Source organism: Streptomyces sp. NPDC007205 (assembly GCF_040634095.1).
In the GTDB taxonomy this organism is placed as follows: domain Bacteria; phylum Actinomycetota; class Actinomycetes; order Streptomycetales; family Streptomycetaceae; genus Streptomyces.
Genome location: NZ_JBEYEW010000003.1, coordinates 265958 through 282325 on the forward strand (window position 1 = coordinate 265958; position 16368 = coordinate 282325).

At 71.7% G+C, this 16368-nt stretch carries 14 protein-coding genes; 7 read left to right on the forward strand and 7 right to left on the reverse strand.

Features of this window, described 5'->3' with window-relative positions; all coding sequences use genetic code 11:
- Positions 1 to 22: 22 nt before the first annotated feature.
- Positions 23 to 1474, reverse strand: a complete 1452-nt coding sequence (locus tag ABZ624_RS07620) for an NCS2 family permease (protein ID WP_360083664.1) — start codon at positions 1472 to 1474, stop codon at positions 23 to 25.
- A 171-nt stretch (positions 1475 to 1645) separates the two neighbouring features.
- Between ABZ624_RS07620 and ABZ624_RS07625 the strand changes: the two genes are divergently transcribed.
- The gene (locus ABZ624_RS07625; protein WP_360083666.1) at positions 1646 to 1912 is read left to right on the forward strand and encodes a DUF2530 domain-containing protein; all 267 of its coding nucleotides are present in this window, start codon (positions 1646 to 1648) and stop codon (positions 1910 to 1912) included.
- A gap of 46 nt (positions 1913 to 1958) precedes the next feature.
- On the forward strand, positions 1959 to 4355 hold the full coding sequence (locus tag ABZ624_RS07630; protein WP_360083668.1) for an HAD-IC family P-type ATPase: 2397 nt from the start codon (positions 1959 to 1961) through the stop codon (positions 4353 to 4355).
- A 3-nt stretch (positions 4356 to 4358) separates the two neighbouring features.
- Here ABZ624_RS07630 and ABZ624_RS07635 read toward each other — a convergent pair whose 3' ends face one another.
- The 4 genes from ABZ624_RS07635 to ABZ624_RS07650 form a co-directional block, all read right to left on the reverse strand.
- Entirely contained in the window at positions 4359 to 5189 is an 831-nt protein-coding gene (locus ABZ624_RS07635; RefSeq protein ID WP_360083670.1) for a hypothetical protein, read from the reverse strand.
- A gap of 190 nt (positions 5190 to 5379) precedes the next feature.
- Positions 5380 to 8556, reverse strand: coding sequence for a molecular chaperone Hsp90 (locus ABZ624_RS07640; RefSeq protein WP_360083672.1), 3177 nt, complete (start codon positions 8554 to 8556; stop codon positions 5380 to 5382).
- 33 nt (positions 8557 to 8589) lie between these two features.
- Positions 8590 to 8781 carry a DUF397 domain-containing protein gene (locus ABZ624_RS07645; protein ID WP_360083673.1) on the reverse strand — a complete coding sequence of 64 codons (192 nt, stop codon included), beginning with the start codon at positions 8779 to 8781 and terminating at the stop codon, positions 8590 to 8592.
- Positions 8778 to 9623: a helix-turn-helix transcriptional regulator gene (locus tag ABZ624_RS07650; RefSeq protein WP_360083675.1), complete on the reverse strand. Its 846-nt coding sequence runs from the start codon at positions 9621 to 9623 to the stop codon at positions 8778 to 8780. The genes ABZ624_RS07645 and ABZ624_RS07650 overlap by 4 nt, the downstream gene beginning before the upstream one ends.
- Positions 9624 to 9736: 113 nt before the next feature.
- Between ABZ624_RS07650 and ABZ624_RS07655 the strand changes: the two genes are divergently transcribed.
- Positions 9737 to 10261 carry an ATP-binding protein gene (locus ABZ624_RS07655; RefSeq protein WP_360083677.1) on the forward strand — a complete coding sequence of 175 codons (525 nt, stop codon included), beginning with the start codon at positions 9737 to 9739 and terminating at the stop codon, positions 10259 to 10261.
- A 78-nt stretch (positions 10262 to 10339) separates the two neighbouring features.
- Here ABZ624_RS07655 and ABZ624_RS07660 read toward each other — a convergent pair whose 3' ends face one another.
- Both ABZ624_RS07660 and ABZ624_RS07665 read right to left on the reverse strand, forming a co-directional pair.
- Positions 10340 to 11341 (reverse strand): alpha/beta fold hydrolase, encoded by a 1002-nt coding sequence (locus ABZ624_RS07660; protein ID WP_360083678.1) that lies wholly within the window; start codon positions 11339 to 11341, stop codon positions 10340 to 10342.
- A gap of 162 nt (positions 11342 to 11503) precedes the next feature.
- The gene (locus ABZ624_RS07665) at positions 11504 to 12430 is read right to left on the reverse strand and encodes a DUF3027 domain-containing protein (protein ID WP_360083680.1); all 927 of its coding nucleotides are present in this window, start codon (positions 12428 to 12430) and stop codon (positions 11504 to 11506) included.
- Positions 12431 to 12762: 332 nt separating this feature from the next.
- On the opposite strand from ABZ624_RS07665, the gene ABZ624_RS07670 reads away from it, so the two are divergent.
- The 4 genes from ABZ624_RS07670 (at position 12763) to ABZ624_RS07685 (ending at position 16349) form a co-directional block, all read left to right on the forward strand.
- Entirely contained in the window at positions 12763 to 14160 is a 1398-nt protein-coding gene (locus tag ABZ624_RS07670; protein ID WP_360083682.1) for an MFS transporter, read from the forward strand.
- 131 nt (positions 14161 to 14291) lie between these two features.
- Complete coding sequence (locus ABZ624_RS07675) at positions 14292 to 14789, forward strand: DUF2771 domain-containing protein (protein WP_360083684.1); 498 nt, start codon at positions 14292 to 14294, stop codon at positions 14787 to 14789.
- On the forward strand, positions 14762 to 15508 hold the full coding sequence (locus ABZ624_RS07680) for a futalosine hydrolase (protein ID WP_360083686.1): 747 nt from the start codon (positions 14762 to 14764) through the stop codon (positions 15506 to 15508). Before ABZ624_RS07675 ends, ABZ624_RS07680 begins: the two co-directional genes overlap by 28 nt.
- Entirely contained in the window at positions 15498 to 16349 is an 852-nt protein-coding gene (locus ABZ624_RS07685) for a 1,4-dihydroxy-6-naphthoate synthase (protein ID WP_360083688.1), read from the forward strand. Before ABZ624_RS07680 ends, ABZ624_RS07685 begins: the two co-directional genes overlap by 11 nt.
- Positions 16350 to 16368 lie beyond the last annotated feature (19 nt).

A 16368-nucleotide genomic window follows, 5' to 3' on the forward strand; every position in this document is an offset into this window, starting at 1 on the left:
TGACGCCGCAGAAGGCCACGGGTCAGGTCAGACCCAGGGCCGGCATCAGGTAGTAGAAGGCGAACACCGCCGAGACGACGTACATCGCGACCGGGATGTCCCGGAACCGGCCGGCGGCCAGCCGCAGGACGGTGAAGGTGATGAAGCCCATGCCGATGCCGTTGGTGATCGAGTAGGTGAACGGCATCACCAGCATCGTCACGAACGCCGGGATGGCGATGGTGTAGTCCGCCCAGTCGATCTCCTTGATCGAGTTCGACAGGATCAGGAAGCCGACCGCGACCAGCGCCGGAGTGGCCGCCTGGGACGGGACCATCGTGGCGATCGGGGTGAGGAACAGCGCGACGGCGAAGAGGCCGCCGGTGACGACGTTCGCGAGGCCCGTGCGGGCGCCCTCGCCGACCCCGGCCGTGGACTCGACGAACGCGGTGGTGGCCGACGAGGAGCTGGCACCGCCCGCCGCGACCGCGAGGCCGTCCACGAAGAGGACCTTGTTGATGCCCGGCATATAGCCCTCGGCGTCGGTCAGCTTGGCCTCGTCGCTGATGCCCATGATCGTGCCCATCGCGTCGAAGAAGCACGACAGCAGGACCGTGAAGACGAACAGGATGCCGGTCAGCAGGCCGACCTTGGAGAAACCGCCGAACAGGCTGACGTGGCCGACCAGGCCGAAGTCGGGGCTGGCGACGGGGTTGCCCGGCCACTTCGGGACCGTCAGCCCCCAGGACGGGACCGTGGCGACCGCGTTGATGATCACCGCGAGGACGGTCATGCCGACGATCGAGATCAGGATCGCGCCCGGCGTCCTGCGCACGATCAGCGCGAAGGTCAGCAGCGCGCCCAGGATGAAGACCAGCACCGGCCAGCCGTGCAGATGGCCGCCCACGCCGAGCTGCAGCGGGACGGTGGTCTGCGCGGCGTCCGGCATACGCGTGACGAAGCCGGAGTCGACCAGGCCGATCAGCATGATGAACAGGCCGATACCGATGGAGATGGCCTTGCGCAGACCGAACGGCACGGCGTTCATGACGCGCTCGCGCAGACCCGTGGCGACCAGCAGCATGACCACGATGCCCGCGAGGACGACCATGCCCATGGCGTCCGGCCAGGACATCCGGGGCGCGAGCTGGAGGGCGACGACCGAGTTCACGCCGAGGCCGGCGGCGAGCGCGATCGGGACGTTGCCGATGACGCCCATCAGCAGGGTGGCGAAGGCGGCCGTGAGCGCGGTCGCCGTCACCAGCTGGCCGTTGTCCAGGTGGTGCCCGTACATGTCCTTCGCGCTGCCGAGGATGATCGGGTTCAGCACGATGATGTACGCCATCGCGAAGAAGGTGGCGAAACCGCCGCGGATCTCGCGGGCGACGGAGCTGCCGCGCTCGGAGATCCTGAAGTAGCGGTCGAGCGCGCCGAAGACGGGCGTGCCGCCCGGCTTCTCAGGGGTGGGCGCCTTGGCAGGTGCCGAGGTGGACATGCGAGACCTCATCTCCGACGAGGTTCCCCCGAGCCTTGTTGGAGTTTCATACGAGCAGAAGTGGTCAAAGGCAAACGGTTTCAGTATGAACGTATGACCGCGTGAGCGCTATCTCCGCGCGTAGACGTGCGGGGAAAGGGGCAGCGAAGGAGCGGCGCTTAAGCTGTGCGCATGGCCAAATGGACCCCCAAGCACGAGGCGCCGGAGCCCCTGGAGGGGCCCGTGGTCGCCACCATCACCGGCGGCACGATCGTGTGGTTCGTGCTCTTCCTGGTCCAGCTGCCGTTCTACGGCTGGTTCGAGGACCACGGGCACCTGTGGTGGCTGTGGACCTGCCTGACCGGGGGCGGCCTCGGGCTGATCGGCATCTGGTACGTCCGGAAGCGGGACGCGGCGATCAAGACGGCGGCCGGTCCGGAGGCGACGCCGGCCGAGTGACCCGTAAAGCGGGCATGGGGGCAAATCCGCACGTACCGTCGATGTCATGAGCCACATAGACGCGGGCGCCGAACTCGACCCTGTGCATCCCGTGGCCCTGCCGAAGAGCCCCTCGGCCGGGCTGACCGGTGCCGAAGTCGCGGACCGCGTCCACCGCGGCCTCGTCAACGACGTTCCGGTGCGCAGCAGCCGGTCGCTGGGCGAGATCGTCCGGGGCAACGTCTTCACCCGGTTCAACGCGATCATCGGCGTGCTCTGGCTGGTCACGCTGTGCGTCGCGCCGATCCAGGACGGCCTGTTCGGCTTCGTGATCCTCGCCAACACGGGCATCGGCATCGTCCAGGAGTGGCGGGCCAAGCAGACGCTGGACTCGCTCGCGGTGATCGGGGAGGCCCGGCCGACCGTACGCCGGGACGGCAGAGCCACCGAGGTCGCCACCGATCAGATCGTGCTGGACGATCTGATCGAGATCGGGCCCGGCGACAAGGCCGTGGTCGACGGGGTGTGCGTGGAGGCCGACGGGCTGGAGATCGACGAGTCGCTGCTCACCGGCGAGGCCGACCCCGTCGTCAAACGCCCCGGCAACCCCGTTCTGTCCGGCAGCTTCGTGGTCGCGGGCGGCGGCGCCTTCCAGGCGACCAAGGTGGGCCGCGAGGCCTACGCCGCCCGGCTCGCCGAGGATGCCTCCCGCTTCACCCTGGTCCACTCCGAGCTGCGCACCGGCATCTCCACGATCCTCAAGTACGTCACCTGGATGATGGTCCCGGCCACGATCGGCCTGGTCATCACCCAGCTCGTGGTCAAGAGCAACGGCCTCAGGGACGCCGTGGCCCGCACGGTCGGCGGTATCGTCCCGATGGTCCCGGAGGGGCTGGTGCTGCTCACCTCCGTCGCCTTCGCGATCGGCGTCATCCGGCTCGGGCGCAAGCAGTGCCTGGTGCAGGAGCTGCCGGCGATCGAGGGACTGGCCCGCGTGGACACCGTCTGCCTGGACAAGACCGGCACGCTCACCGAGGGCGGCATGGACGTCACCGAGCTACGGCCCCTCGACGGGGCCGACGAGGGGTACGTGCGCAAGGTGCTCGGCGCGCTCGGCGAGTCCGACCCGCGCCCCAACGCCTCCCTCCAGGCGATCATCGACGCCTACCCGGACAGCGAGGACTGGCGGTGCGTGGAGTCGCTGCCCTTCTCCTCGGCCCGCAAGTACAGCGGGGCCGCGTTCAGCGAGGCCGACGGCGACACCAGCACCTGGCTGCTCGGCGCCCCGGACGTGCTGCTCGCCGACGGCGACCCGGCGCTGGCCGCCACCGAGCGCCTGAACGAGCAGGGGCTGCGGGTGCTGCTGCTGGCCCGCGCGAGCCGGGACCTGGACGACCCCGAGCCGGCCCGCGGCGCCCGCCCCACCGCCCTGGTCGTCCTGGAGCAGCGGCTGCGGCCCGACGCGGCCGACACGCTGCGTTACTTCGCGGACCAGGACGTCCGCGCCAAGGTCATCTCCGGCGACAACGCGGTCTCGGTCGGCGCGGTCGCCGCCAAGCTGGGCCTGGCGGGTACGACGGTGGACGCGCGGCACCTGCCCGCCGACCGGCCCGGTATGGCCGAGGCGCTGCGCGGGGGGACCGTCTTCGGGCGGGTCACCCCGCAGCAGAAGCGGGACATGGTGGGCGCGCTCCAGTCGCACGGGCACACCGTCGCGATGACCGGCGACGGCGTGAACGACGTGCTCGCGCTGAAGGACGCCGACATCGGGGTCGCCATGGGCTCCGGCTCGGAGGCGACGCGGGCGGTGGCGCAGATCGTGCTGCTGGACAACAGCTTCGCGAGCCTGCCGTCGGTGGTGGGCGAGGGCCGCCGGGTGATCGGCAACATCACCCGGGTGGCGACGCTGTTCCTGGTGAAGACCGTCTACTCGGTGCTGCTGGCGGTCCTCGTGGTGTGCGGGCAGGTGGAGTATCCGTTCCTGCCCCGGCATCTGACCCTGCTCTCCACCCTCACCATCGGCGTCCCGGCGTTCTTCCTAGCCCTGGCCCCCAACAAGGAGCGGGCGAAACCGCACTTCGTACGGCGGGTGATGCGGTACTCGATCCCGGGCGGGGTGGTGGCCGGGGTGGCGACCTTCGCGATGTACCTGATCGCCCGCCACTCCTACACCGGGCCGGGCCGGCTGGACGCGGAGACCAGCGCGGCCACCCTGACGCTCTTCCTCGTCTCCATGTGGATCCTGGCGATCATCGCCCGCCCCTACACCTGGTGGCGGGTGACCCTGGTGGCCGCGATGGGTGCGGCGTTCCTCCTGGTCCTGGCCGTCCCGGGGCTGCAGGGCTTCTTCGCGCTGAAGCTGGTCGGCCTGGCGATGCCGTGGACCGCCGTCGGCGTCGCGGTGGTGGCGGCGGTCGCCCTGGAGTTCCTGTGGAAGTGGGTCGACCGCCGCTTTCCGGACTGAGGGTTACTTCACGCCGACGTACACACCCGTGGCGCTGACCGCCGGAGTCGTCGAGGTGCCGGCGAAGCTGTAACGCCAGTAGCCGCTGTCGTTCGCGGTCGCGGACGACTTCAGGTTGCCGTAGGAGTCGGTGTACACCGTCTTGACGGTGGTGTACGTGCTCGTGCCCGCCTTGCGGAACTGGAGCTTGACCGGCTGGTTGGCGTAGCCGTGGTACAGGTTGTCGTCCCAGTCGGCGCGGGAGAGCTTGCCGGACGCCGTGAAGGTCTTGCCCTTGTAGACGGACGTCGAGCTGACGGTGGTCGTCAGCTTCGAGTAGCGCTGCACCAGGGTGGTGCCCAGGCCGCTCTGGTCCTTGTAGCCGACCTTGCTCATGTCGGGGTTCTGCTGGTCCTGGCCGTTGAAGGCGACGGCCTCGGCGGCCACGCTCCAGGTACCGGCGTCCGCGATCTTCGGGTCGGCGTCGCTCGGGTAGATGTCGACCGTGCCCGTGCAGGTGGCGGTGGTGGACGAGGTGACGGTGCACTTCGCCGGGTTGTCGCCGTACAGCTCGGGGGACGAGTCGCTGTAGGTGCCGTGGTAGAGGAAGGCGTCCGAGTAGAAGTCGCTCGCGGTGACGTCCACGTCCGAGCCGTGGGTCAGCGTGTACGAGTACGTCGCACTGACCTCGTTGGTGCTGCCGACCTTGATCGCCTTGGCGATCGTGACGTTCGAGAAGCTGACGTTCAGGGTGTACGGCGTGCCCGAGTCGGTGACGGCCTGCGCGGCCGGGACTGCGAGGGCGGTGAGGGCCAGGGCGCCGGAGACGGCGGCCACGGTGGCACGTATGCGCATGTGCGTTCCCCTGGAGGGAGAAGTGATCGGGGAGTCGGTTGACTCACGCGATCAGATCCGCGACCCAAGCGACTGGTTGTACGGCAAGAGCGCAATCCGGCCAGATTTTGTGACCGGATTGCGCTCCCATGACGGGATGTTTACTACGGCGAATTCCTGTGGCCGGGAATCCCGGTGGTCAGCCGGATGGTCAGTCGAACCAGCGGTCCCTGGCCAGTTCCTCCGTCCGGGACGGGTCCTCCAGCAGGGCCGCCACCTCGAAGCGCCGCGGCCACTGTCCCGCCGCCCAGGCCAGGCCCGCCGCGACGCCCTCCAGCGTGGCCGCGTGCAGCACCCCGTCGTCGGTGAGCCGCCAGTCGATCTCCACGCCGTCCACGACCAGTTCCCCGTGCTCGACGTACGTGCGCGGCGTACGCCCCCCGAGCAGCACCCGTACCGGCGCCGGCACCTCGTGCTCGGTGCCCTCGGAGTGCACCTCGCCGGTGACGGACTCGCTGAGCCGCCGCACCTGGAACAGCTCCGCCAGCTCCGCGGCCCGGGCCGGGCGGACCGGCAGCAGCGGCACCCCGGAGGTGAAGGGCAGCAGGTCCGGCGAGTCGACCACGACGGCCTCGGTGGCGTCCACCACCTCCACGCGCCCGTCGGTCACCGCCCGCAGGTCGTCCGGCAGGGTCACCTGCTCCGGATCCAGCTCCGCCAACGCCCCGTACAGCCCGTGCAGTTGGGCCGGGGTGACCGGCCGCTGCGGGTCGGCCAGCCGGTCCAGCAGCTCGGCGGCGCCGCCGGGCTCGTCCAGCAGGGCCGCCACGGACGTGCGCACCCCCAGTGCCCGCAGCACCTGCTCGTCCTCGAACCCGGTGGCGTCGGCCTCGTCGTACAGCCCGCGCAGCAGCGGATCCCCGCCGGCCGCGAGCAGACCGCCCGGGCGACGGCCGTCCAGCACGGGGTGCCCGCGCAGCCACCACGCGGTGTACGGCCGTACGGTTTCGTGCGTGCCGTCGTGCAGCAGGATGCGGACCGGCTGGGTGAGGGCGTCCCGCAGCGGCGGCTGGGCGAGCAGCGCGAGGGCCTGGGGCCAGTGCTCGTCGTCCACCAGGTCCAGATCGCGTACGGCGACCAGCTCGGTGGCGACCGGGGGCACCGGGCTGTCCGGGAAGCGGTCGAGGATGTCCTCACACCACACGTCGACGGCGTCCAGCAGCCCGGCGTCGTCGGGCTCGGCGAAGTCGCTCTCCCGGGGCTCCAGTTCGTCCGGGTCGAGGACGACGTCGGCGGCGCGGACCAGCGCGAAGTTCGCGAGCACCCCACAGGCGGTCAGCGGTTGCTCGCCCCACTTCCCGGCCAGGTCACGGTCCACGGCGGCCAGTTCGCCCGCGCGGATCACCTGGGCGAACGGGCTGCCGGGGTAGACGAGTTCACCGGCGGGGGCGAGCTCCCCGTCCTCGTCGGGCAGGGCCAGCGCACCCAGCCAGGGCTCGTCCCCGGGCTCCAGGCCCGCGTCGCGCACCAGCCCGAGCACGGTGTCGGCCAGCTCCTCGGCATCCGGAGCGTCCTCTTCCCAGCCCCCGATACCGCCCTCGTCGTCCAGCGAGGCGGCGACGGCGGCCCGCACCTGCGGGGTGGTGAGCACCGCGCGCGGAGTGGCGGGCAGCGCGCCCAGCTTCTCCAGCAGCGGGTGCACGGCGTCCTCGTGGGCGACCTTCAGCCCGAGCCGCCCGAGGACGTCCGCGTCGATCCGGGCGCCGTCCGGGGTGGGCAGCAGCACCTGCCGGGGCCCGATCGTGGTCCGGCCGTCCGCCAACGGCACCGGCAGCCCGGACAGCCGATCGGGGTCGACCCCGGCGAGGCTCTCGTAGAGCCGCCACCACCAGTCGGGGTCCTTCTCCAGCCCGGCGAGCCGGTCGATGGCGTCGGCGAGCGGCAGCCGGGCGACGCCGAGGGTGCGCAGCTCGACCCGCCGCTCAAGTCCGGCGGGCAGCAGCGTGGGCAGCACCTCGGCGAGCACCCGCACGGTGTCCGCCCCGCCCCCTTCCACGATCTCCGCGTCGCGGGGCCGCAGCGACTCCGGAAGCTCGTCGCCCTCCTCCTTGGCCCCCGCGTCGGGCGGCAGGAAGGCCGGGTGGGCGGGCGGAAGGAACTCCGTGCGGGGCAGCCGCTCCAGGACGGCCTGCCGGAGCGCCCCGTCCAGCGCGCCCTTGCCGAGCGGTCCGGGCACGAGGTCGATGATCCCGTCCGTCACCGGCCGCCAGTCGGCGAGCAGTTCGGTGTAGACGTCGGCCGCGCGCTGCACCAGGAAGTCGGTGAGCGGGCCGGGCGCGGTGTGCCGGCGGGTGGTGTCGAGGGGGAAGGAGGCGATGAGGAGGGCGGGGACGCCGAGAGGCTCGTCGCTGGGGGTGGGCGCGTGCACGACGGCGGTCGTCCGAGGAGGCACCGGACGGCCGGCCGCGTCCTCGGGCACGGCCCAGGTCACCGACCAGTGGGGCCGCAGCCGCTCCTCCACGGGCCGGTCGGCGAGCAGATCGGGGGTGAGCGGCCCATGGGCGGCAGCGGTACGCCACCGCGTGGTGCCCTCCCGCGAGTCCTCCACGACAGTGACGGCGCCCTCGGTACGCCGCCTCAGCGTGCGCGGCTGATCACCGTTGACCTCGATCACCAGCTCCTCCAGCCCCGGCAGGGCGAGGAGCAGGGCGTCGTCGACGGCGTTCAGCAGCCGCTCGGTGAGATCGGCGGCGGCCGCGTCCCGCAGGGGCAGGATCACGGCGGTGTCGTACGGCTCCGGGGCGGTGCCCTCGGCGGCGAAGGGCAGCCGGAGCAGCGGTACGTGTCCGTCACGGCGCCGGACTTCGTCCCCGAGCCCCGGACTGTGCCGGGCGATGTCACCGGCCAGCTCGCGCGCCTCGGCCAGGGACCACCGGACCCCGCCGTGCCGTCCGACGATCGCGGGCTCATCGGTCACCGACAGCACGGCGGCGAACCCGACCCCGAACCGGCCGACGGCACCCTGGGTGACATCGGCGTCCCGCTTCGCCGAGGCGCGCAGCGTGGACAGCGACTCGACGCCGGCCGCGTCCAGCGGGGCACCGGTGTTGGCGGCGACGAGGACCCCGTCCCGGAGCGTGAGCCGCAGCCGGCCGGGGGTGCGCGCACGGGCGGCGGCGTCGGCGGCGTTCTGCGCCAGCTCGACCACGAGGCGGTCCCGGTAGCCGCCCAGGACGAGATCCTCCTCGGCGTTGGCGTCCTCGCGGAAGCGGGCGGGGCTGGTGGCCCAGGCGTCGAGAACACCACGGCGCAGCCGGGCCGTCCCGAACGGATCGGCCCCCTCGGCCGCCGGCCGCACGTACTTGCTGCTCACGTTCACTCTCCTCATCGGCTGAGGAGAAGGTACAGCGCGGCGGACCGTTCAGCGTCCGGCGGCGTAGCCCAGGAAGTCGGTCCAGGTGGCGGGGGTGACGGTGAGCTGAGGGCCGTCGGTCTGCTTGGAGTCGCGGATGTGGATGGTGGTGGTGAGGGTCGTGTTCCGGTCCAGGGCCACTTCGACGCAGGAGTCGCCTTCACTGCTGCTGCTGTAGCTGCTCTTGAACCAGCGGATCATGTTGCCCCCAGCAGTTCCTCGATGAAGGACGTCGACTCACGGGGAGTGAGCGCCTGAGCCCGGATGATGCCATACCGCAGCTCAAGGATACGGAGGTGTTTCGGCTCCTCGACCGTACGTCCGTTAGCCACGGCAGGCGAGCGCCCCACCGCCGATCCGTCGGCGAACTTCAGCACCTCGATGCCACCGGCCAGCCCCGCGTGCTCTTCACGGTCCATGGGCATCACCTGAAGCTCGACGTTCCGCAACTGCGCTACTGCCAGTAGGTGTTCGAGCTGGCGTCGGAGCTGCGTCCGGCCTCCGAGCGGGCGCCGTAGTGTCCACTCCTCAAGGACGAAACCGACTTCGGGTGCCGGGTCCCGTTCGAAGACCGACTTGCGGGCCATCCGAGCAGCGAAGAACCGCTCGACTTCAGCCTCTGTGTAAGCAGGGCGCCGCATGACGAGAAGCGCACGCGCGTACTCCGGCGTCTGGAGCAGACCATGGATGTTCAGCGGGTCGTACAACTGAATCTCCACCGCCTTGGCCTCCACCTCCGCCAAAGCCCGAACCTTCTTCGGATACCGGACCTTCTCCACGTCCTCCTTCATCGCGGCGATCAATCCGCCCGCCTTCAACACCGTGTCCGCCTTGTCGAGGTACTCCAGCCTCGGGATCCGCTTGCCGGACTCCAGCTTGTAGACCATGTCCTCGCTGTAGCCCATGGCCCTGCCGAAGTCGGCGGCCCGCATCCCGACCGCCTCGCGCCTCAGCTTCAACTGCCGTCCCACCATGGCGATGACGGCCACGCCCCACGCGTCATCCGGGTCGACCTCCCACCCCGGCTCCTCTTCCTCGCTCACTCCGCGCCCCCTTCCTCGACAGCCCGGACATCACCGGGCAACACCAGGACAGTGACCGTACGCAACCGCGTCGTCACTATTCACAGGTAGCAGGCGCAGCCACTCTGAGTGACGTGAACGAGAGAATCTCCACCCCCGTCCCGAACTTCACCGCCCAGCTGTCCCCCACACCTCGGGGCGCCCGCCTCGCCCGGTTGCTCGCCACGGAACAACTCCGCTCCTGGGGAATTCCGTTGGACCCGGCGGAGCTGATCGTCGCCGAACTCGCCGCCAACGCGGTTACCCACGGCCGGGTCGCGGGCCGGGACTTCCGTCTGACGCTGTACGCCGTCGGCGACACCCTCCGTATCGAGGTGACGGACACGCGCGGTGACCGCCTCCCCCAGCCCACGCATCCCGCTCCCGACGCCGGCTCCGGCCGAGGTCTCCTCCTCGTGGAGGCGCTGGCCGACAAATGGGGTGTCGCGCCGGGGCTGCCGCCGCGCAAGACGGTGTGGGCGGAAGTCCGTTTCGCGCCGGAACCCGGGGATCCGTGCTCCGGTGTCGGGGGCGGTCTTTTCCCAAGGCACTCAAGGGATAAAGAACCCCACCAAGCCCCACCCCTCCCTCCCGCGAGGCAAACTCACTCACGAGAGTGAAATGCACCAACTTGGGTGGCATGGCGGCTGGTTGTGCCCCCGGCCGCCCGATACCGGGCGGCCGGGCGGCAGGCTCGGTCAGCCGCCGAGTACCGGAAGGGTCAGGCCGCAGCCGACGGGCTGGGCGTGGGCGGGGTCCAGGGCGTTGCGCACGAGCTGCGCGGCGTTGGAGTCGTACGCGATCGAGACGTGCTCGGAGAGGTCCCGGGGGCAGATGTCCTGGATCGTGATGTTCTTGACGGTCGCGCCCGGTCCCGCGGTCAGGAACTGCTGCGTGTAAGGGGTGACGACCTCGTCGAGCTTGGTGGCGATGACGGTGTAGCCGACCCCCGGCTGTGTGTCCCCGCCCCGGTCCAGCTCCGTGTTCACCTCGGAGCCGACCATCTGGTCCGCGTACGCCTGCCCGACGACGGCGGACACGGTCGGGTTGAGCCCCAGCCTGGTCGTCAGGGTGCCGAGGCCGGAGGCGGTCGTGCCGTGGTTGGACGGCGCCAGGCCGATGAGGCTGTGCACCTTGTTCCGCTCCGGGTGCGCGGGGTCCGTGCCGCCGTCGAACCGCAGATACCAGCGGGGCGTCACACCGCCGCCCTGGGAGTGTCCGACCAGGTCGACCTGGTGGGCGCCGGTGGCCTTCAGTACGCGGTCGACGTAGTCGGCGATCTGCCGGGCGGAGTCCGGGATGTGTGCGGTGGCCTTGACCGGAGAACCGGGCGGCGCCCCGTAGTTGGGCGCGAAGACGCAGTAGCCGAGCTGCTTCAGGTACGGGGACATCAGGCCCCAGTCGTCATAGGCGTTCGCGAAGGTCCCGTGCAGCAGGACGACCGGACGCGGATGCTCGTGCGAGGGCTTGCAGTTCCAGTCGTCGGCACCGGCAGGCGGCGCGTCCGGGTGGACGATGCCCCCGGCCAGCGCCGCCGGGGCGGAGAGGATCTTCCCCCGCGGTACCGGGGGCGCGGGGGCGCCCGCCGCAACTGCCGTCCCCTGCCCCACGCCCAGCGCGAGGGCGAGCCCCGCACAGACCGCGGCCCACCTGCCGCGCCGCCGGTTCGACCGCTTCTGGGACACACTCCGACCCGCCATCGGACCACTCCTCGCCTCGGTGCCGGCCGAGCGCCGACGCGGCGATGATCAAGGAGCGGGTTCCGAGCGGGCCTGGAAAACGGCGCAGAGCGCCTCCTTTGGAGGACCCTGTTTCACCTGACTGGTGGCCAAGAAGCGGGCGGCCCGAGCGCGACCGTCCCGCTACGAGTGACCCAGTTCCGCCGTCTCCTCGTCGCCCGTCTCCGGGACCGAGCCCGAGTCGCGGGCGGGGCGCAGCGGGAAGGGGTCGACCCTCGTCTCGTCGATGACCGGCGGAGCCGGCTGCGGCGGCCTGGGCATGACCGCGGCCTCCGAGTGGCCGCCGCAGCCGTAGGCGAGGGAGACCACGCGGCCGTCGGCGGGGGAGAACTCGTTGGCGCAGACGCCGAAGGCCTGGCCGAGGGAACCGCCGATGGGGGTCAGGAAGCCGCAGCTCACACAGGTGGCCGGGGCCGCCTGGGCCATCGCGGTCTTCGGGCCGTACGACTCCTCCCAGCGGTCGGCCGCGACATGCAGGCCGTAGCGCGAAAGGACCCGGGCTCGGCGCATGCCCAGTTCCTCGGCCACCGCCGCGATCGAGCCCCGGAAGGGGGTCGTCGGCTGGACGGCGGGGGTGCCCGGCGTGACCTCGGCGTCCTCGGCCTCCGCCAGCTCCGCCATCTTCTCGGACACCGCCGCGCTCGGCAGCGGCTCGTCCTCGCCCGTGTAGCCCGGCTCCAGGCGCAGGTCGTCCTGGTCGGTGGGGAGCAGGTCGCCGGGGCCGAGGTCGCCGGGACGCAGGCGCTCGCTCCAGGGGACCCACTCGGGGGCGAGCAGGGCGTCGGGGCCGGGGAGGAGGACCACCTCGTCGAGCGTGACGATCTTGGCGCGGGAGGCGCGGGCCACGGTCACCGCCCAGCGCCAGCCGCGGTAACCCAGTTCCTTGCACTCGAAGAAGTGCGTGACCACACGGTCGCCCTCGGACACCAGGCCGGCGTGCTCGCCGACCACGCCGGGCGCGGCGGCCTCCTCGGCGGCACCGCGGGCGAGGTCGACGGCCTCGGCGCACAAGCGGTCGGGGGTGCGGCTTCGCGTGGTCGCTGCGCTCACAGGTATCGCTTCTCTCCTACGCCGTCTCGTCGAGTGCGGCTGCCTGAAGGCGGGCCTGCCGACGGAGCGGACCGGGGGACCGCATCGACGTCTGCATCCGCGCGCTCGGGCGCACCTCTGCCATCCATTCTGCGTTATGGCTGAGATACGCACGCTACACCGAACAGGATCGGTCGCCGCTACGCGGCAGGTTTTCCTGCCCGCCCACCCCCTGCCGCCCGGCCGTCCCCCCGGTGCCGTCGCGCCCGGAAGTCGCCGGATCAGCGGCAGGGTTGGCCGCCGTGCGCGCCGTACCGCACTATCCGCCGCCTTCTCGGGGCACTATGAAGCACGTGGCGACCGCGGACAGGCGTGGTGTTCGGGGTGGCGGCGCGAGCCGGGTCGGTGGCGCCGTCCGCTCTGTCGGGCGTGCCCTGCACTTGCCGGTCACCGGTGCCGCGCGGGGCATCCGCAGGGCCACGCACGCCCACGGCGCGGGCGAGTCGGGGCTGGGCAAGCTGATCGAGCTGCACGCGGTGAACGGCGCCGGGGACGTCATGGTCACCGTGGCGCTCGCCTCCACCGTGTTCTTCTCCGTGCCGACCGCCGAGGCGCGGGGGCGGGTCGCGCTGTACCTCGCCATCACGATGGCGCCCTTCACCGTCCTCGCCCCGGTCATCGGGCCGCTCCTCGACCGGCTGCCGCACGGGCGGCGCGCCGCGATGGCCGGGGCCATGCTGGCCCGTGCGCTGCTCGCGCTGGTCATCTCGGGGGCGGTGGCGAGCGGCAGCCTGGAGCTGTATCCCGCGGCGCTGGGCGTGCTGGTCGCGTCGAAGGCGTACGGGGTGGTGCGCAGTGCGGTCGTACCGCGGCTGCTGCCGCCCCGGTTCTCGCTGGTGAAGGCCAATTCGCGGGTCACCCTCGCCGGGCTGCTGGCCACCGGTGTCGCCGCCCCGATCGCGGCGGGGCTGCACAGGGCCGGAGATCCCTGGCCGCTCTACGGCGCCTTCGTGATCTTCGTCGGGGGAACGTTCCTGTCGTTCTCGCTGCCGCCCGCGGTGGACTCGGCCAAGGGCGAGGACGTGGCACTGCTCGCGGCCGACGAGCAGCATCTGTACGGGCCGCAGCGCAGGAAGGAGCAGGTGAAACGGCCGGGGCTGCGGACCGTGGGTCCCGCCGTCACGCACGCGCTCGGCGCCAATGCCGCCCTGCGCTGTCTGTCCGGCTTCCTGATCTTCTTCCTCGCCTTCCTGCTGCGCGAGCATCCGCTGACCGGCGAGAGCGCGGCGGTCTCGCTGGGGATCGTCGGGGTGGCCGCCGGTGCGGGCAACGCGCTGGGCACGGCCGTCGGGGCCTGGCTGAAGTCCCGTGCGCCGGAGGTCATCATCGTGGCCGTGGTCGCGGTGGTGCTGGGCACGGCGATCGTGGCCGGACTGTTCTTCGGGGCGTTCCTGGTGGCCTGCCTCGCCGCTGTCGCCGGGTTCGCCCAGGCGCTGGCCAAGCTGGCCCTGGACGCGCTGATCCAGCGGGACGTGCCGGAGCTGGTGCGCACCTCGGCGTTCGCCCGCTCCGAGACGCTGCTGCAGATGGCGTGGGTGTTCGGGGGCGCCGTCGGCATCGTGCTGCCGCTCAACGGGTCCGTCGGCCTGCTGATCGGCGCGGTGTTCGTCGCCGTCGGCTGGCTGACCACGCTGAAGGGGCTGCTCGCCTCGGCCCGGCACGGCGGCCGCCCACGGCCCCGCGTCGCCTGATCCCCCCAGGCACCTGCCCGGCATAACGAACCGGACACGATGTCCGGTCCGCAGGACCGGCTGGCGTAACGAACCGGGCACGTCGCACCCCGCGTGGGCGGAGGGCTCAGGGCGCCCGATAGCCTTCGGCCATGACCACGCTGCCCCGCGGCGAAGCCGCTGATGTTCAACGCGCTGTGCGACGCCGCCGCGCCGTCGCCGTTGTCGGCGCCGTATCCGCCGGACTGCTCGCCCTGTCGGCCTGCGACAAGCCGTCGCCCGTCTCGACGGTCACCGTCGGCAAGGACTCGGTCAACTCCGAGGCCACCTGCTACAACGACGGCAAGGCGCTGGACACCAAGTCGCTGACGCAGTGCGTCAAGAACGTCGAGAAGGCCGAGTCGATCAAGGTCGACCAGGACGAGACCGTCCGCTTCGGCGTCGACCCGAAGATCGCGGACGCCGGCTGGGTCATCCTGGTCAACGGCCAGCAGTTCACCGACGTCAGCAAGAAGACCTACCGCACCATCCCGGGCAGCGCGTTCTTCAACCAGCAGTACGGCACCCAGGGCGACACCAACACGGTCACCATCCGGATGGGCAAGACCTCCAACCTGGGCATGTGGTCGTTCAAGCTGAAGAAGGCCTGATCACGGCTTCCGTACGGGTCCTCGTGGCCACCGCGGTCCCGGTCGAGCGGGACGCGGTGGCACAGGCGTTCCCCGGGGCCGTGACCGGGGTACGGCTCCCCGGCGCCCTCCTGTGCCGTACCGCCGCCGGCTGGGACCTGCTCGCCGCCGGGGTCGGTCCGGCCCTCGCCGCCGCGTCCACCGCCGCCGCCCTGACCGCCGCCGCCCTCGCGGGCGCTCCGTACGACCTGGTCGTCTCGGCCGGGATCGGCGGCGGCTTCGCGCCCGGGGCGCCCGTCGGCTCGCTCGTCGTCGCTGACGCGATCACCGTGGCCGACCTGGGCGCCGAGACCGCCGACGGCTTCCTTCCGGTCACCGAGCTGGGCTTCGGGACCGTCACCCACCGCCCGCCGCACTCCGCCGTCCGCGCCGTGTCCGAGTCGACCGGCGCCCTCACCGGCACCGTCCTCACCGTCTCCACCGTCACCGGCACCGCCGCCCGCGCCGCCGCCCTGCGCGCCCGGCACCCCGAGGCGCTCGCCGAGGGCATGGAGGGCTTCGGGGTGGCGGAGGCGGCCGCCGCGCACGGGGTACCGGTGCTGGAACTGCGCGCGGTCTCCAACCCGGTCGGCCCGCGCGACCGCGCCGCCTGGCGCATCGGCGACGCCCTCACCGCCCTCACCGAGGCGTTCGGGAAGTCGGCGCCCGCACTGGAGAGTTGGAAACGGTATGACCGCTGAGCCCTTGCAGATCGCGTACTCGCCCTGCCCCAACGACACCTTCGTCTTCGACGCCCTCGCCCACGGCCGTGTCCCCGGCGCCCCCGCGCTGGACGTGACCTTCGCCGACATCGACCTCACCAACGGTATGGCCGAGCGCGGCGAGTTCGACGTGCTCAAGGTGTCGTACGCCGTGCTGCCGTACGTCCTCGGCGCGTACGCGCTGCTGCCGTGCGGCGGGGCGCTGGGGCGGGGCTGCGGGCCGCTGGTGCTCACGCGGGAGCCGGACGTCGACCTGACGGGCGGTACGGTCGCGGTGCCCAGCGAGAAGTCGACGGCGTACCTGCTGTTCCGCCTGTGGGCGGCGGACACGCTCGCGGCCGAGGGGGTCGGTGAGATCGTCGTCATGCCGTTCCACGAGATCATGCCGGCCGTGCGGGACGGCAAGGTGGACGCCGGTCTGGTCATCCACGAGGCCCGGTTCACCTACCAGAACTACGGCCTGCACAAGCTCGCCGACATGGGCCGGCACTGGGAGCGGACCACCGGGCTGCCGATCCCGCTCGGCGCGATCATCGCGAAGCGCTCGCTGGGCGCGGAGGCGCTGACGCGACTGGCCGACTCCATCCGTACCTCCGTACGGGCCGCCTGGGACGACCCCGAGGCGTCCCGGCCGTACGTCATGGCCCATGCCCAGGAGATGGACCCGGCCGTGGCGGACCAGCACATCGGGCTGTACGTGAACGAGTTCACCGCCGACCTCGGCGAGGACGGCTACGCCGCGATTCGCGGCCTGCTCACACGTGCGGCGGCCGAGGGGCTGGTGCCGCCCCTCGGCCCGGATGCGCTTGCGTTCCCGTAAGCCGGGTCTTGTTCTGCGC

Coding starts and splice junctions, on each gene's coding strand:
- ABZ624_RS07685 (WP_360083688.1), top strand. CDS start 15,498: ATGACCGCTGAGCCCTTGCAGATCGCGTACTCGCCCTGCCCCAACGAC.
- ABZ624_RS07675 (WP_360083684.1), top strand. CDS start 14,292: ATGACCACGCTGCCCCGCGGCGAAGCCGCTGATGTTCAACGCGCTGTG.
- ABZ624_RS07625 (WP_360083666.1), top strand. CDS start 1,646: ATGGCCAAATGGACCCCCAAGCACGAGGCGCCGGAGCCCCTGGAGGGG.
- ABZ624_RS07635 (WP_360083670.1), bottom strand. CDS start 5,189: ATGCGCATACGTGCCACCGTGGCCGCCGTCTCCGGCGCCCTGGCCCTC.
- ABZ624_RS07645 (WP_360083673.1), bottom strand. CDS start 8,781: ATGATCCGCTGGTTCAAGAGCAGCTACAGCAGCAGCAGTGAAGGCGAC.
- ABZ624_RS07620 (WP_360083664.1), bottom strand. CDS start 1,474: ATGTCCACCTCGGCACCTGCCAAGGCGCCCACCCCTGAGAAGCCGGGC.
- ABZ624_RS07640 (WP_360083672.1), bottom strand. CDS start 8,556: ATGAGGAGAGTGAACGTGAGCAGCAAGTACGTGCGGCCGGCGGCCGAG.
- ABZ624_RS07660 (WP_360083678.1), bottom strand. CDS start 11,341: ATGGCGGGTCGGAGTGTGTCCCAGAAGCGGTCGAACCGGCGGCGCGGC.
- ABZ624_RS07630 (WP_360083668.1), top strand. CDS start 1,959: ATGAGCCACATAGACGCGGGCGCCGAACTCGACCCTGTGCATCCCGTG.